15 protein-coding genes are annotated in these 14,728 nt (G+C 67.1%); 2 read left to right on the forward strand and 13 right to left on the reverse strand.

Annotation, left to right across the window (positions count from 1 at the left end; genetic code table 11):
• Positions 1-72: 72 nt before the first annotated feature.
• Positions 73-645, reverse strand: a complete 573-nt coding sequence (gfa, locus tag G3N92_RS06765; protein ID WP_206126688.1) for an S-(hydroxymethyl)glutathione synthase — start codon at positions 643-645, stop codon at positions 73-75.
• A gap of 61 nt (positions 646-706) precedes the next feature.
• Positions 707-1,822, reverse strand: a complete 1,116-nt coding sequence (locus tag G3N92_RS06770; protein WP_206126689.1) for an S-(hydroxymethyl)glutathione dehydrogenase/class III alcohol dehydrogenase — start codon at positions 1,820-1,822, stop codon at positions 707-709.
• A gap of 176 nt (positions 1,823-1,998) precedes the next feature.
• Between G3N92_RS06770 and G3N92_RS06775 the strand changes: the two genes are divergently transcribed.
• Positions 1,999-2,646, forward strand: coding sequence for a TetR/AcrR family transcriptional regulator (locus G3N92_RS06775; RefSeq protein ID WP_206126690.1), 648 nt, complete (start codon positions 1,999-2,001; stop codon positions 2,644-2,646).
• Between the two features lie 19 nt (positions 2,647-2,665).
• Here the strand turns inward: G3N92_RS06775 and G3N92_RS06780 are convergent, their stop codons facing one another.
• The 10 genes from G3N92_RS06780 to G3N92_RS06825 all read right to left on the reverse strand — a co-directional run bounded on the left by G3N92_RS06780 (position 2,666) and on the right by G3N92_RS06825 (position 12,480).
• Entirely contained in the window at positions 2,666-3,601 is a 936-nt protein-coding gene (locus tag G3N92_RS06780) for an electron transfer flavoprotein subunit alpha/FixB family protein (protein ID WP_206126691.1), read from the reverse strand.
• 11 nt (positions 3,602-3,612) lie between these two features.
• Positions 3,613-4,362, reverse strand: coding sequence for an electron transfer flavoprotein subunit beta/FixA family protein (locus G3N92_RS06785; RefSeq protein ID WP_206126692.1), 750 nt, complete (start codon positions 4,360-4,362; stop codon positions 3,613-3,615).
• A 19-nt stretch (positions 4,363-4,381) separates the two neighbouring features.
• Positions 4,382-4,744, reverse strand: coding sequence for a cupin domain-containing protein (locus G3N92_RS06790; protein ID WP_206126693.1), 363 nt, complete (start codon positions 4,742-4,744; stop codon positions 4,382-4,384).
• Entirely contained in the window at positions 4,741-5,577 is an 837-nt protein-coding gene (locus G3N92_RS06795) for a transporter substrate-binding domain-containing protein (RefSeq protein WP_206126694.1), read from the reverse strand. The genes G3N92_RS06790 and G3N92_RS06795 overlap by 4 nt, the downstream gene beginning before the upstream one ends.
• A gap of 79 nt (positions 5,578-5,656) precedes the next feature.
• Positions 5,657-6,319 (reverse strand): amino acid ABC transporter permease, encoded by a 663-nt coding sequence (locus G3N92_RS06800; RefSeq protein ID WP_206126695.1) that lies wholly within the window; start codon positions 6,317-6,319, stop codon positions 5,657-5,659.
• Complete coding sequence (locus G3N92_RS06805) at positions 6,316-6,954, reverse strand: amino acid ABC transporter permease (RefSeq protein WP_206126696.1); 639 nt, start codon at positions 6,952-6,954, stop codon at positions 6,316-6,318. Before G3N92_RS06805 ends, G3N92_RS06800 begins: the two co-directional genes overlap by 4 nt.
• A gap of 2 nt (positions 6,955-6,956) precedes the next feature.
• Entirely contained in the window at positions 6,957-7,769 is an 813-nt protein-coding gene (locus G3N92_RS06810) for an amino acid ABC transporter ATP-binding protein (RefSeq protein ID WP_206126697.1), read from the reverse strand.
• Positions 7,770-7,956: 187 nt separating this feature from the next.
• The gene (locus G3N92_RS06815; RefSeq protein ID WP_206126698.1) at positions 7,957-8,982 is read right to left on the reverse strand and encodes an ornithine cyclodeaminase family protein; all 1,026 of its coding nucleotides are present in this window, start codon (positions 8,980-8,982) and stop codon (positions 7,957-7,959) included.
• A gap of 30 nt (positions 8,983-9,012) precedes the next feature.
• Positions 9,013-10,302, reverse strand: coding sequence for a Xaa-Pro peptidase family protein (locus G3N92_RS06820; protein WP_339385829.1), 1,290 nt, complete (start codon positions 10,300-10,302; stop codon positions 9,013-9,015).
• 141 nt (positions 10,303-10,443) lie between these two features.
• Positions 10,444-12,480: an NADH:flavin oxidoreductase gene (locus G3N92_RS06825; protein WP_206126700.1), complete on the reverse strand. Its 2,037-nt coding sequence runs from the start codon at positions 12,478-12,480 to the stop codon at positions 10,444-10,446.
• A gap of 239 nt (positions 12,481-12,719) precedes the next feature.
• Here G3N92_RS06825 and G3N92_RS06830 point away from each other — a divergent pair, with 239 nt between their 5' ends.
• Entirely contained in the window at positions 12,720-13,349 is a 630-nt protein-coding gene (locus tag G3N92_RS06830; protein ID WP_206126701.1) for a TetR/AcrR family transcriptional regulator, read from the forward strand.
• A gap of 43 nt (positions 13,350-13,392) precedes the next feature.
• On the opposite strand, the gene G3N92_RS06835 is transcribed toward G3N92_RS06830, so the two are convergent.
• A complete protein-coding gene (locus G3N92_RS06835) occupies positions 13,393-14,619 on the reverse strand; it encodes a diaminopropionate ammonia-lyase (RefSeq protein ID WP_206126702.1) in 1,227 nt (408 codons plus the stop codon).
• Between the last annotated feature and the right edge of the window lie 109 nt (positions 14,620-14,728).

The raw sequence follows: 14,728 nt of genomic DNA on the forward strand, positions 1-14,728 counted from the left end.
GGCTCGCGCGCGCGCGCCGTCGCGGCCCGGCGCCCGAACCGACCGGCGACGACATGGTGTGAGCGCGGCGGCTTACAGCAGGCCCTTGCGCTTGGCGGCGTGCGTCGCCATCGCATCCATCAACGGCGGGTTCAGCGCGTCGTAGGGCGGCAGGCCGAGTTCGGCGAGGCGCGCGCGCAGCGCATCCATCTGCTCGGGGCGGGCCGCGCCCGCCTCGATCGTCGACGAGACGAACGCCGCGAAACCCGGCGCTTCCCAACCGGGTTCGTCAGACAGCTCGACGTGGATGAAGTCGAGCCCGTAGAACGGATGGTCGCGGTTCTCGATGCGCCCGACCATGTGCGTGCCGCACGCCTTGCATGCATGGCGCTGGATCGCGGCGGCCGGATCGACCACCGCCAGCTTCTCGGCGTGCCGCGTGATCGCCACCTTGTCGCGGCCGACCACGCCCACCACCGAAAACGCCGCGCCCGCCGGCTTCCAGCATTTCGTGCAGCCGCACGCGTGGTTGTGCGCGACGTTGGCGCTCACCTTGACCTCGACCGGATCGGTCGCGCAGCGGCAATGCAGGCTGCCGCCTGCAAAGCCGGGCACGCCGGGCTTCACGCCTGAATCGACCAGCGGATGAATCGCTACCGTGCTCATGAAGTTCTCCTGAATGAACCTACCGGCGCGGCGCACCGGTTGCGCCGCGCCCCGAAACCGGTCATCCCGCGAAATTGACGACCGTGCGGATCGACTTGCCTTCGTGCATCAGATCGAACGCCGCGTTGATGTCCGCCAGCGGCAAGGTGTGCGTGACGAACGGCGCGAGCTCGATGTCGCCGCGCATCGCGTCCTCCACCATGCCCGGCAGTTGCGAGCGGCCCTTGACGCCGCCGAACGCCGTGCCGCGCCAGCTACGGCCCGTGACGAGCTGGAACGGCCGCGTCGAGATTTCCTGCCCCGCGCCGGCCACGCCGATCACGATCGATTGCCCCCAGCCCCGATGCGCCGATTCGAGCGCGGCGCGCATCACGTTGACGTTGCCGATGCATTCGAACGAATGATCGACGCCCCAGCCCGTCATCTCGACGATGACCTGCTGAATCGGTTTGTCGTGGTCCTTCGGATTGATGCAATCGGTCGCGCCGAACGCGCGCGCCAGATCGAACTTGCCGGGGTTCGTATCGACCGCGATGACGCGCCCCGCCTTCGCCTGCCGCGCGCCCTGGATCACCGCCAGGCCGATGCCGCCGAGCCCGAACACGGCCACGCTGTCGCCCGGCTGCACCTTGGCGGTGTTGTGCACGGCGCCGATGCCGGTCGTCACGCCGCAGCCGAGCAGGCACACGTGCTCGGGGTTCGCGGCCGGGTTCACCTTCGCCAGCGACACCTCGGCTACCACCGTGTATTCACTGAACGTCGAGCAGCCCATGTAGTGATAGAGCGGCTGGCCGTTGTACGAGAAGCGCGAGGTGCCGTCCGGCATCACGCCCTTGCCTTGCGTGGCGCGCACCGCGATGCACAGGTTGGTCTTGCCCGATTTGCAGAACAGGCATTCGCCACATTCCGCCGTGTAGAGCGGAATCACGTGATCGCCCGGCTGCACCGACGTCACGCCTTCGCCCACCTCCACCACGATGCCCGCGCCTTCGTGCCCGAGCACGCACGGGAACAGCCCTTCGGGGTCGTCGCCCGACAATGTGAACGCGTCGGTGTGACACACGCCGGTGTGGGTGATGCGCACCAGCACCTCACCCTTGCGCGGCGGCGCGACGTCGATCTCCACGATTTCAAGCGGTTTTCCCGGCGCGAACGCCACCGCGGCACGCGATTTCATAAGACATCCTCAAATAATGATTGGCCAGCCCTGGAAACTTCGACGTAGAGTAGAGTTGATGTACACATGTGTCAATTGAGAAAACATCAGTGAACAGGCCCTCACGAAAGGGGATCAGGCACAATGGAGCCCAGAGACAACATGCCGATGATTAAACTGAAGGAAGGACATGCCTGATGGATGAGACAGACGTCGAAGACAATGTCAGAGGGTCGGCCGACATGTGGCTCGACGCGGCCACCGAAAGCCTGCTCGAAGGCGGCGTCGAGGCCGTGCGCATCCTTCCGCTCGCGAAGAAGCTGAACCTGTCGCGCACCAGCTTCTACTGGTTCTTCGAGAACCGCGAAGCGCTGCTCGCCACGCTGCTGCAACGCTGGCAGGAGAAGAACACCGTCAATTGGGTGTCCCAAACATCGGCCTACGCCGACAGCATCGCCGAGGCGGTGCTGAACGTGTTCGATTGCTGGTTCGACGATTCGATCTTCGACAACCGCTACGAGGCGGCCATCCGCAGTTGGGGCCAGCAAGCGCCCGAGATCGCCGCGGTGATGGCCAAGGAGGACGCCACGCGCATCGCGGCGCTCACCACCATGTTCAAGCGTTTCGACTATTCGCCGCTCGAGGCCGACGTGCGCGCCCGCGCGATGTACCTGACGCAGATCGGCTATGTCTCGATGCGCACGGTCGAACCGATGTCGGTGCGGATGAGCCGCATCGCCCAGTACGTCGTGGTGTTCGCGGGCCACGAACCGACCGAGCGCGAGATGAAGCGCTTCACCTCGCGCCTGCCGGCCAAGGGCAAGCGCGGCAAGAGCGCGGGCTGACGCAGCCCGCGCGCGCCGCTCAGGCGATCGCCGAGGTCAGCTCGGGCACCACCTCGAACAGGTCGCCCACCAGGCCGTAATCGGCCACGCTGAAGATCGGTGCCTCCGGATCCTGATTGATCGCCACGATCAGCTTCGAATCCTTCATGCCGGCCAGATGCTGGATCGCGCCGGAAATCCCCACCGCCACGTACAGCTGCGGCGCCACGATCTTGCCGGTCTGGCCGACCTGATAATCGTTCGGCACGTAGCCGGCGTCCACCGCCGCGCGCGAGGCGCCCAGCGCCGCGTGCAGCGTGTCGGCCAGCGGATCGAGCACTTTCCGATAGTTCTCGCCGCTGCCGAGGCCGCGCCCGCCCGATACCACGATCTTCGCGTCGGTCAACTCGGGGCGGTCGAGCTGGGTCACCTCGCGCGACACGAACGCCACCGCGCCGAACGCCGCGCCCGCCGCCACGCTCGCGATGGCCGCGCTGCCGCCTTGCGCGGGCACCGGATCGAACGCTGTCAGGCGCACCGTCAGCACCTTCACCGCCTCCGGCGACTGCACCGTGGCCGTCGCGCTGCCCGCGTAGATCGGCCGCTCGAACGTGTTCGAATCGATCACCGCCGTGATGTCCGAAATCTGCGCCACGTCGAGCTTCGCCGCCACGCGCGGCGCGACGCTCTTGCCGAACGCGGTGGACGGCGCGAGGACGTGCGTGTAACCGGCCGCATTGGCCAGCACCGCCGCCTCGACGTTTTCGGCCAGCGCCGCTTCCAGATGCGGCGCATCGGCATGCAGCACCTTCGCCACGCCCGGCAGCGCCGCGGCGGCGCGCGCCGCGCCCTCGGCGCGATGGCCGGCCACCAGCACGTGAATATCGCCGCCGATCCGCACCGCGGCGGCCACCGTGTTCAGCGTCGCGGCCTTCAGTTGCGCGTTGTCGTGTTCCGCAATCACGAGAATCGTCATGTCAGTCATCCTCACAATACTTTCGCTTCGGTCTTCAGCTTGTCGACCAGCGCCTTCACGTCGGGCACCTTGATGCCGGCGCTGCGCTTCGGCGGCTCGGCCACCTTCAGCGTCTTCAGGCGCGGCGTCACGTCCACGCCGAGATCGGCCGGCTTCAGCGTTTCGAGCGGCTTTTTCTTGGCCTTCATGATGCTCGGCAGCGTGACGTAGCGCGGCTCGTTGAGCCGCAAATCGGTGGTCACGACCGCCGGCAGCGCGAGCGCGAGCGTTTCGGAGCCGCCGTCCACTTCGCGCGCGACCGTCGCGCGGCCGTCGGCGATCGTCACCTTCGACGCGAACGTGGCCTGCGGCAGGCCGGCGAGCGCGGCCAGCATCTGGCCCGTCTGGTTCGAATCGTCGTCGATCGCCTGCTTGCCGACGATCACGAGCGACGGCTTGTCGCGCGCCACCAGCGCCGCGAGGAGCTTGGCCACGCCGAGCGGTTCGACGCCGTCGGGCGCCTCGACCAACACGGCGCGATCGGCGCCGATCGCCAGCGCCGTGCGCAGCGTTTCCTGCGCCTGCGGCACGCCCACCGACACCGCCACCACCTCGGTGGCCACGCCGGCTTCCTTCAACCGCACCGCCTCCTCGACGGCGATTTCGTCGAACGGGTTCATCGACATCTTCACGTTCGCAGTGTCCACGCCGGAACCGTCCGCCTTGACGCGAACCTTCACGTTGTAGTCCACCACGCGCTTCACGGGTACGAGAATGATCATGCTCGGGTTTCCATCCAGTTTATGAAGCCGATTCCTGCGGCGCGCCGCGATACACCAGCAGCACGACGCAACCGGTTGCCGAGCGCGCCGTGTGCACGGCGCCCGGCGCGCGAATGCAATAGGAGCCCTGACGATATTCGCAGGCGTCGTCGGCGAACGTGCCGTCGAGCACCAGGATCTCCTCGAGGCGATCGTGCGAATGCGGGCCGGCGTAGGCGCCGGGCGCCACCCGCATCAACTGCGTCAGCTCGCCGGTGGCGCGGTTCTCGAACAGCGTCACGATCTCGAAGCCGGGCGCATCGGACGGCGTCCACTGCCGCTCGGCGGCGTGCAGGTGCTGCGAGCCGGCCACGGCCTGCGTGAACGGCACGGCCCCGCTCATCGCACGAGGCGCGGCGCGCCCACGTCGGTGGCGGTCGGCGACAATCCGTACGACTGAAGAATCTTCGAAATCTCGCCCGAGTTGCGCAGCGCGTCGATATCGGCGCTCAGCGCCTCGCCGAGCGCCGTGTTCGACTTGGTGTACGGCATGGTGGTCTGACCCGGCATCAGCGTGGCGGCCACACGTTGATCCGGCTTCGCCACCGTGATCTTCATGCCCGAATAGCCGCCCTTCTTCTGGTTGAACTGCGCCACCGCGTAGCTGTCGGTGCCCGCGTCGATGCGGCCGGTCATCAGATCCTGCGCCATCGCCACCGGGTTCGGGTACACCACCAGGCTGTCGCCGAACGTCTTCTGCAGGTCGGCCAGCCACAGGTAGCCCGTCACCGTGCCGATCTTCTTGCCGGCCAGCCCGCCCACCGTGTCGATGCCGTCCTTCGAGATGATGCCCATCTGGTCGAGATACATCGGGCTGCCCAGCCCCACCACCTTGGCGCGGTCGGCCGTGCGATACCAGTCGCCCAGCGCGATGTCGGCCTTCTTCGACACCACCGACTGCACCACCGCGGCCGGATCGACCACCGACACGGAAATCTTCAGGCACTCCTTCGCGGCGATCTTCTTGACGATCTCGCCGTCCACGCCCTTCACGTCGTCGCGTCCGGCCGGAATCGCGTAGGGCGGGAAATCCCAGGCGGCGATCGACAGCACGCCGGGCGTGATGGTCTGGAACTGATGGGCCGGCTTGCACGCGCCTTGCGCATGCGCGCCGGCGGCAAGCAACGAACAGAAGAGCCCGGCGGCGGCAATCGAGAGGTGCTGAATTCGCTTCATGAATAATCCCCGAGGGTGCACGGCAGTTGCAGGTTAAGGACGGAAATCGGCTCGACAGGCCAACAGAAGAAAGAGGCGATCAGCGCATGGCATGACGGCCGAGACGCCGCTCGAGCGCCGACACGGCGAACGTGGCCGGCACGCAGATCACGGCGAACAGCAGGCCCGCGAGCGCCAGCACCGGCAGATATTCGAACGTCGACGAGCCGATGGTCGACGCCCGGCTGACCATTTCGGGCAGCGCGATCGTGAAGCACAGCGAGGTGGCCTGCAGCATCATGATCGAGAAGCCGAGCAGCGCCGGCAGCGCCACGCGCAGGCCCTGCGGGATGATCACGTAACGCAGCGCATCGCCGCCGCTCAGGCCGATCACGGCCGCCGCCTCCTTCTGGCCATACGGCACCGCCTCGAAACCGGCGCGGATGATCTCGCTCGTATAGGCGCCCGAGCAGCACGCCAGCGCCACCACCGCCGACATGAACGACGACAGCGCCAGCCCGGCGCTTGGCAGCCCGAAATAAAAGAACTGCAGCAGGATCAGCGCCGGCGCGCCGCGCCCGATCTCCACGAACACCAGCGCGATGGCGCGCCCCGCCTTCGAGCGGCCCGACACGAACAGCGCCAGCAGCAGCCCGAGCGGAATGCCGATCGCGAGGCTCAGCACCGCGACCTGCAGCGACAGCCAGTAGCCCGCCAGCAGATCGGGCAGCCAGGTTTTCCACATCTCGAGGATTTCGCTCATCTCGACACCCGCGCACGAAGAGACAGATCGGCCCAGCGCGACAGCCATGCCACCGGGAGGCTCAACAGGATGTACAGCACCGCGGCGATCGCATACACGCTCAGGCCGCGAAACGTGTCCTGCGACACGTGATACGCCGAGAACGCCAGTTCGTTCACGCCGATGGTGGAGGCCACCGCCGAATCCTTGAGCAGTCCGATCAGATAGGTGGCCGCGGTCGGCAACGCGATGCGCATCAACTGCGGGAACACCACGTCGCGGAACTGCTGGAGGCGCGACAGGTTCAGCGCTTTCGCGGCTTCGTGCTGCCCCGGATGGATCGCCGTGAGCGCGCCGCGATAGACCTCCGACATGTTCGCGGCGGTCACCACGCCCAGCCCGATGGCGGCCGCCGTGAACGGGCTCATCGACAGCAGATCGTTGCCGATGCCGAAGAACACCACGAACAGCCAGACGATGGGCGGAATCGAGCGGCAGCTCACCACGAACAGGCTCGCGACGCTGCGCACGACACGGTTGGACGACAGGCGCAGCGCGCAGAGCGGCAGCCCGAGCGCCGCGCCGATCGCGAAGGCAAGCAGGGTCAGCGCGATGGTCCATGGCACGCCGGCCAGAATGGCGGAGAAGTGCGACATGATCAGCGGTCCCTCACGGCGCTCAGGAATTTCGCGGCGCGCTCGGTCTGCGGCCGGCGCATCACGGCCTCGCTCGGTCCCGCCTCCAGGATCCGGCCGTCGGCCATGATGATCACGCGGTCCGACACGCTCTCCGCGAAATGCATCTCGTGCGTCACCACGATCATCGTCATGCCCGACTGCGCCAGTTCCTTCATCACGGCCAGCACTTCGAGGCCCAGCTCCGGATCGAGCGCCGAGGTGGGCTCGTCGAACAGCATGATTTCCGGCTCCAGCGCGAGCGCCCGCGCGATCGCGATGCGCTGCTGCTGGCCGCCCGAGCAATGCACCGGATACAGGCCCGCCTTGCTCGCCAGGCCCACGCGTTCGAGCAGCTCCATCGAGCGCGCGTCCGCCTCCTTGCGGCTGCGGTTCATGGTGCGTTCCTGCGCGAGGCTCACGTTGCGCAGCACCGTGAGATGCGGGAACAGGTTGAACGACTGGAACACCATGCCGATCTGGCGGCGCAGCGCCACCAGTTCGCGGCGCGCCGGCGCATGGCCCGATTCGATCGTCACGCCGCCAATGCGCACGCGCCCTTCGGTCGGCGGTTCGAGCTGGTTGATACACCGCAGCAGCGTGCTCTTGCCGGAGCCGCTCGGCCCGATGATCGCGATCACCTCGCCGGCCTGCATCTCGAAACTGACGTCCTGCAACACGCGATGCGCGCCGAAGGTCTTGCCCACGTTCTCGACGCACAGGACGGCCGCATCGGCGCGCGTGACCCGTATCGCGTTCTCTTCTGGTTTCAGGAAGGGCGCTGCAATGCTGTTCATCGAGTTCTCTCCGTCGACTGTCTTGCGCTGATAAGCCGTTCTGATTGACCCGCTCGCTGGTGGGGACGCGCTAGGCAACACGCTGCGACCGGTACTTCGAAGAAGACATTGGACTCAGTCAAAAAACCCGGCTCAAGCGATGCTTTTGCACAAGTTGATTCACGTTTTTCATCAAGCTACTCGTCAGTCATCCCAATCGACGACGTCGATCCGGCTTCGTCGTGCGGCACGCCTGGCCGCTCACGTATTCGAGCATCCAGGTTGCGATCATCAGATCGAGATGCCCGCCGCCGCCGTTCTTGAACAGCGTGATGTCGGCATCGCCGCGCCTGCCTTCCACCGTCCCGCCGCACAGGCCGAACAGGTCGCCGAGCACGTCCTCGGGCCGTATCGCGCCCGATGCGATCGGCTGGGTAATGTCGCCGCAGTGCTCCATCACGAGTGCCCGATGATCGACGTACACGCGCGCAAGCCGCACGGCGTCGTCGTCGGCTTCGCGCATGGCCGGCGTGTAGCTGCCGACCAGATCGACGTGCGTACCCGGCCGCAGCCATGCGCCCTTCAGCACCGGCGACGTGGCGCTGGTTGCGCTGACAACGAGATCGGCCCGAGCAACGGCGGCTTCGAGCGACACGACGGCTTCGAGCGCCACGTCCCGGGCGTGCGGCAACCGGCAGCCCGCCACGAGCGCCACCGCCTTCTCGTGGCTACGGCTCCACACCGAGATGCGCCGCAGCGAAGGGAATTCCGCCGCCATCACGGCGATATGCGTGGCCGCCTGCGCGCCCGTGCCGATCACGACCAGCGTTTCCGGGTTCGCGCGGGCCAGCAGGCGCGCACCGAGCGCCGAATCGGCCGCCGTCTTGTAGCGCGTGAACGCATTGCCGTGAATCAGCGCGCGCACCCGGCCGGCCTCGCCGTCGAACAACACGTAGGCGGAATGGATCGGTTCGGCGGCGTCGGCGCCCGGCATGTGTTGCGCGTTGTCCGGCGAGATGGCGATCACCTTCGCGCCGAACCCGCCGGCGCGGTCGCTGCCGAGCCAGACCAGCGCCTCCGCATCGGCCCGCCCTTCGCGCGCAATGCTCGCGTGAAAGCGGCCGGCGACCTCCACCGGTTGCTGGTGACTGCGCAACAAGGCGTCCACCAACAGCCGGGGATCGGCGTCGCGCAGCACATCGTCGGCATTGATCAGGGCAGGCGCGTGAGCCATGGTCGACTCCGGTTGCATTGGGATGCGGCGTCAGCCGTCGAGGCCGGCGACCAGCGGCGTGGCGGACAGCAACTGCGCGCCGTCCCGCGTGATCACCACCTGCTCTTCGAGCTTCACGCCTTCCGAGCCGCCCTCCACGCCGATATAGCTCTCGACGCACAGCACCATGTTTTCCTCGAACGTGCCGTCGTAGCCCCAGGCATCGAAATCGACCGCGTAAGGCACGCTCGGGTATTCGTCGACGATGCCCGCGCCGTGCAGCATCATCATGTAGCGGTTGTGGATGAAGCGCTGCGGCACGTCCCAGCAGCGCTCGGCGAACTCGCGGAAGCTCAGGCCCGCCTTCAGCAGCCCGACGTTGTAGCGGATCTGCTCTTCCGCATAGCCGAACAGGTCGCGCTGCGCGGCCGTGGCCGGCTTGCCCGGGCACACGAAGCTGCGCGAGATGTCGGACAGGCACGCGCCGGGGCCGACCATGTCGGTATCGAACGCCACGATCTCGCCCGCCTGAATCACGCGGTTGCTCGAATCCTGAAACCACGGGTTGGTGCGCCCGCCCGAGGTCAGCAGGCGGCTTTCGTTCCACTCGCCGCCGTGCGAAATGTTGGTATCGTGGAAGACGCCCCACAGCTGGTTCTCGGTCACGCCGGGCTGCAACGCGGCTCGCATCCGCGCCACGCCGAGGTCGCACACGGCCATCGAGATGCGGTGCTGCTCCAGTTCCTCGCGGCCCTTGATCATGCGCGCCTGCTCGGTCAGCGGCTGCGCGTCGAACAACTGCACGCCGAGCTGCGTCAGCCGATCGGCGCCCCACGGGTCGCACCGGTCCACCGCCAGCCGCGTGTTGCCGCCGCCGTAGCGGTGCACCAGATCGGCGATCTCGCGCGCCCAATCGGCCGCCTTCTCGTCCACGCGCGGGCCGGCCAGGAAATAGATCCACGGCGTGGCCGGGCGGATCTCGTCGATCGATTCGATATGCTGACTGTTGTGCTTGCTGCTCGTGAAATCGAACAGGATCACGGGGCCGTCGGTCGCCACGAACACGTAGCGGCTCGGCGAGTGCATGACCCACAGCCCGAGGTTGTTGGTATCCGTCGCGTAGCGGATGTTCAGCGGATCGGCGAGCAGCATGCCCGCGTAATCGTGCTTGCGCAGTTCGGCGCGCAAGCGCTCGATCCGGTAGCGGCGCATGGCCGGGCGATCGATGCGCGAGAACGCATCGAGCAGCGACGCATCGACGGACGACACGGCATGGCCAGCGGCCAGCCCGGGCGGATCGCGATCCGGCTGAACCTGCGTTGCGGTTGAAACAGGATTCACGTACGACTCCTTCTTTCGACAACGACAATCCAGGCCGGATCCGTTTTCGGCGCAATACATCGCCTGGCGAGCCGCCCTGCGGGGAACGGGCGGGCCGGCGCGAAGCAGCGGCCGGCCCGGCCGACGGGAAACGCGAAGGGCTTACAGGTCTTTCATCAGACGCAGCGCGTCGTAGATGGCCGCGTGCGTGTTGCGGGCGGCCACCGCATCGCCGATCCGGAACAGCTGATAGCGGCCGTTCGAATTGCTGTCGACCACCTGCGGCTTGCCGTCGATCAGGTCGTCGTAGTCGACCTTGCCGAGGTTCTTCGAATGCGGCTTCAGTTCGAAGTACAGATCGTCGCTCGGGATCGTGCCGTGATTGACGACGATCTGGTCGTAGCGGCGCTCCTCGGCCATCTCGACGTAATCGCTGCCGATGGTCGCCACATAGTCGCCGCCGTCGCGGCGCACGCCCGTGAGGCGATACGTGACCGTGAACGTGGTGTTCAGCTTCTGCAACTCGCGCATGTACGGCACGAGGTTCATCGCCATCACTTCCGGCGCGAACGCGCGGTCGGGCGTCATCACCTCGACCTTGCCGCCCGCCTGCGCGATGATTTCGGCGGCCTGCAGCGCCGCGTGGTCGCCCGCGTCGTCGTAGATCAACACGTTGCGGCCCGGCTTCACGTCGCCCGACAGGATGTCCCACGACGACACCACATGTTCGTTGCCCTCGCGCAGCACCTCCGTGTGCGGCATGCCGCCGGTGGCGACGATCACGATATCGGGCTGCTCGTCGGAAATCGTGCTGGCGTCCGCATACGTGTTGAACGCGAAGCGCACGCCGAGCCGCTCGCATTGCGCCATGCGCCAATCGACGATGCCGATCATCTCCTTGCGGCGCGCCGTTTGCGTGGTCAGGCGAATCTGGCCGCCCGGATCGTTCATGGCCTCGAACACCACCACGTCATGGCCGCGCTCGCCCGCCACGCGCGCAGCCTCCAGCCCGGCCGGCCCCGCGCCCACGATCACCACCTTGCGCTTGGCGGCGGCGCGCGGCACGTCGTGCGGCGTGGTCACTTCGCGGCCGGTGGCCGGGTTATGGATGCAGAACGCCGCGCCGCCCTGGTAGATACGATCGATGCAGTAGCTCGCGCCCACGCACGGGCGGATGTCGTCCTCGCGGCGCTCGATGATCTTGCGCACGATGTGCGGGTCGGCCATGTGCGCCCGCGTCATGCCCACCATGTCGATCTTGCCCGACGCGATCGCGTGGCGCGCAGTCGGCACGTCCTGGATCCGCGCCGCATGGAACGTCGGAAATTCGGTAGCACTGCGAATTTCCCCGGCGAAATCGAGATGCGGCGCACTGCGCGAACCCATGCCCGGAATGATGTCCGCGAGGCCCGCGTCGGTTTCGAGGTGGCCGCGAATCACGTTGAGGAAATCGATCAGGCCGCTGGACTTCAGCGCCATCGAGATCCGCATGCCGTCTTCCTTCGTCAGGCCGCCGGCGATGATCTCGTCGGCCGTGTAGCGGATGCCCACCACGAACGCCTCGCCCACCCGCTCGCGAATGCCGCGCAGCACGTCGAACGTGAAGCGCATGCGGTTTTCGAGCGAGCCGCCATACGGTGCGTCGAGCGTGTTGGTCAGCGGCGACCAGCACTGATCCATCAGGTGTCCGTACGCTTCGAGTTCGATGCCGTCCAGGCCCGCGGCCTGCATGCGCTCGGCGGCGTCGGCGTAATCCTTGACGATGCGCTCGCGATCCCAATCCTCGAGCCGCTTCGGAAACGCGCGGTGCGACGGTTCCCGCTCGTGCGACGACGACACCGCCGGCAGCCAGTCGCCCTTGTCCCAGCGGGTGCGGCGGCCGAGGTGGGTAATCTGGATCATGATCTTCGCGCCGTTCTCGTGCACGGCGTCGGCGAGATCCTTCATCCACGGCACCACTTCGTCCTTGTACGCCAGGATGTTGTTGAACACCGGCGGGCTGTCCTTCGAAATCGCGGCCGAACCCGCCGTCATCGTCAGTGCGATGCCGGCCTTGGCGCGTTCGACGTGATACGCCCGATAGCGGGCCTTGGGCATGCCGTCCTCCGCATAAGCCGGCTCATGAGACGGCAGCATGATGCGGTTGCGGAACGTCAGGTGTTTGAGGGTGTACGGCTGCAGCAGCGGATCGCTCGACATTTTTTTCGATGCCTCGACAGGGGACGAATCGTTTTAAGAAACCACCGTGTTGCTTGTGCGAATCAGGTTAGGATTTGCTGTACATTGGTGTCAAGTAAACAAAACAAATATGTACACCGTCGAGGGAAAACCCTTCCCGCGGGCCCAGTTGCACCGATTCCCGCGGATCCTGGATCGCCGGTTGCGCCATGCGACCGGCGGCGCCGAAGTCAGGAAGTCATGGCAAGGAAGTCTTGTGAATGGATGTCTATCGCACTGACGAGCGCGCGCGCCTGAGCCCGGAAATCTGGCTCGACGCCGCCACCGACAGCCTGTTGGAAGGCGGCGTGGAAGCCGTCCGGATTCTGCCGCTGGCCGACCGGCTCGGATCGTCGCGCGCGAGCTTTTATCGTTTCTACGAGAGCCGCGACGCGTTGCTGGCGGCGCTGCTCGAGCGCTGGCGCACGCAAAACACAGGGGGTTGGGTGGCGAGGGCCGGCGCCTATGCGGACAGCATCGGCGAGGCCCTGCTCAACGTGTTCGATTGCTGCCTCGACGACAGCCTGTTCGACACGCGTTACGAGGCGGCGATCCGCAGTTGGGCGCAGCAATCGCCCGAGATCGCCGCGATTGCCAGGGAAGAGGATGCGAAGCGGATCGACGCGCTGGCGGCGATGTTCACGCGCTTCGGCTATGCCGCCGAAGCGGCCGAGGTGCGCGGGCGCTCAGTGTATTTCGTTCAACTCGGCTACGTGGCGCTGCGCTCGCGCGAGCCGGTGGCCGTGCGGATGGAACGAATTCCTGAATATGTCGGGCTGTTTTCCGGCGCGCGTGCCACGGCGCACGAGATGGAGCGGTTTTTCGCGCGGCACGGGTTCGAAGCGGGCTAGGCGGCCGTTCGATGGCGACGGCCGCCAGCCGCCTGCATTCGGCTCAAGCAGCGCGTCCGCCCACCCACGCCGCCTGCCGCCGCAACACGTCTTCCGCCCGTTCCCCCACCAGTTCCGCGTACACCGCCGGCGCGGTCGCCCCCTCGGTGTTGATGACGAGAATGCGCGATGCGCTGCCGATGCCGGCCTTCGCGAGCGCGCCGTCCGCCGCCAGCGCCCGCAGCCCGGCCAACCCCGCCGCGCCCGATTCGCCCGACACGATCGGGATGTCGCTGACCGAGCCGGCCGCCAGGATCTGCATCGCGACGACGGCGTCGGCATCGCGGATCGTCATGAAGTAATCGGCGCCGGTCACCAGGAAGCGCCACGCCAGCGGCGAGGTTTCGCCGCATGCCAGCCCCGCCATGATCGAATCGACCGAGCCGGTGGCCTTCTCCGGCACGCCGCTGATGGCGCTCTGGAACAGGCAGTCGGCCTGCTCCGGCTCGACGATGACCACCGTGGGCCGCTGCTCGCCGAACACTTCCCAGAAGTAGCTGGAGATGCCGGCGGCCAGGCCGCCCACGCCGCCCTGCAGGAACACATGGCTGAACGCGGGCGCGCCGCCCGGCCCGCGCGTGGCCTCGACGATTTCCGCCGCCACCGCGCCATAGCCCTGCATCACGTCGCGCGGAATGATTTCGTAGCCGGGGTAGGACGTGTCGGACACCACCTGCCAGCCGTTCGCCTCGGCCAGCCGCGCCGCTTCCGCCACCGATTCGTCGTAGTTGCCCGCGATGCGGACGATCTGCGCGCCCTGCTCCGCGATCGCCGCCTCGCGCTCGACGCTGACGTTGGCATGCAGCACGATCACGCAGCGGCAGCCGATGCTGCGCGCCGCCGCGGCGAGGCCCTTGCCGTGATTGCCGTCGGTTGCGCTCACCACCGTGAAGCCGTCGAGCCGGCTCCGGTAAGCACCTCGAAACAAGCCGGCCGGATCGAGTTGCGCGTCGGCGTTCAGCCGCATGATCAGCCGCACGAGCGCGATGGGCGCGCCGAGTGCCTTGAAGCTGCCCAGCTCGGAGCGCACCGATTCGTCCTTGACCCGCACCTGCGCCACGCCGATCCGCGCGGCGAGATCGGGCAGGTCGTACAGCGGCGTGGCGTGACGCGACACGCCGCGCCAGTTGGCGATCCAGTTGCGGCTTTCCTCGGCCCGTTCGACCGACATGAGCGCCTTCAGCGCGTCCGGGTAGGCGCGCCGTTCGGCGCGTGCGTTCACAACCAGCATGGTCAGGCTCCTTCACGATGAGTCGGCACCGCCGGGGCAACCCGGCGATTCGCGACGATCATGGTAAGAGCCGGCACGATCAATTTTTGAGCGAAAGCGGCGCGCGATT

Source organism: Burkholderia sp. Ac-20379 (genome assembly GCF_017104645.1).
In the GTDB taxonomy this organism is placed as follows: domain Bacteria; phylum Pseudomonadota; class Gammaproteobacteria; order Burkholderiales; family Burkholderiaceae; genus Burkholderia.

What these genes read in the sequence shown, in the direction of transcription:
- G3N92_RS06790 (WP_206126693.1), bottom strand. Translation starts at nt 4,744, where the DNA reads ATGAGCGGGGCCGTGCCGTTCACGCAGGCCGTGGCCGGCTCGCAGCAC.
- G3N92_RS06825 (WP_206126700.1), bottom strand. Translation starts at nt 12,480, where the DNA reads ATGTCGAGCGATCCGCTGCTGCAGCCGTACACCCTCAAACACCTGACG.
- G3N92_RS06810 (WP_206126697.1), bottom strand. Translation starts at nt 7,769, where the DNA reads ATGAACAGCATTGCAGCGCCCTTCCTGAAACCAGAAGAGAACGCGATA.
- G3N92_RS06830 (WP_206126701.1), top strand. Translation starts at nt 12,720, where the DNA reads ATGGATGTCTATCGCACTGACGAGCGCGCGCGCCTGAGCCCGGAAATC.
- G3N92_RS06815 (WP_206126698.1), bottom strand. Translation starts at nt 8,982, where the DNA reads ATGGCTCACGCGCCTGCCCTGATCAATGCCGACGATGTGCTGCGCGAC.
- G3N92_RS06805 (WP_206126696.1), bottom strand. Translation starts at nt 6,954, where the DNA reads ATGTCGCACTTCTCCGCCATTCTGGCCGGCGTGCCATGGACCATCGCG.
- G3N92_RS06770 (WP_206126689.1), bottom strand. Translation starts at nt 1,822, where the DNA reads ATGAAATCGCGTGCCGCGGTGGCGTTCGCGCCGGGAAAACCGCTTGAA.
- G3N92_RS06780 (WP_206126691.1), bottom strand. Translation starts at nt 3,601, where the DNA reads ATGACGATTCTCGTGATTGCGGAACACGACAACGCGCAACTGAAGGCC.
- gfa (WP_206126688.1), bottom strand. Translation starts at nt 645, where the DNA reads ATGAGCACGGTAGCGATTCATCCGCTGGTCGATTCAGGCGTGAAGCCC.
- G3N92_RS06835 (WP_206126702.1), bottom strand. Translation starts at nt 14,619, where the DNA reads ATGCTGGTTGTGAACGCACGCGCCGAACGGCGCGCCTACCCGGACGCG.
- G3N92_RS06800 (WP_206126695.1), bottom strand. Translation starts at nt 6,319, where the DNA reads ATGAGCGAAATCCTCGAGATGTGGAAAACCTGGCTGCCCGATCTGCTG.
- G3N92_RS06785 (WP_206126692.1), bottom strand. Translation starts at nt 4,362, where the DNA reads ATGATCATTCTCGTACCCGTGAAGCGCGTGGTGGACTACAACGTGAAG.
- G3N92_RS06795 (WP_206126694.1), bottom strand. Translation starts at nt 5,577, where the DNA reads ATGAAGCGAATTCAGCACCTCTCGATTGCCGCCGCCGGGCTCTTCTGT.
- G3N92_RS06775 (WP_206126690.1), top strand. Translation starts at nt 1,999, where the DNA reads ATGGATGAGACAGACGTCGAAGACAATGTCAGAGGGTCGGCCGACATG.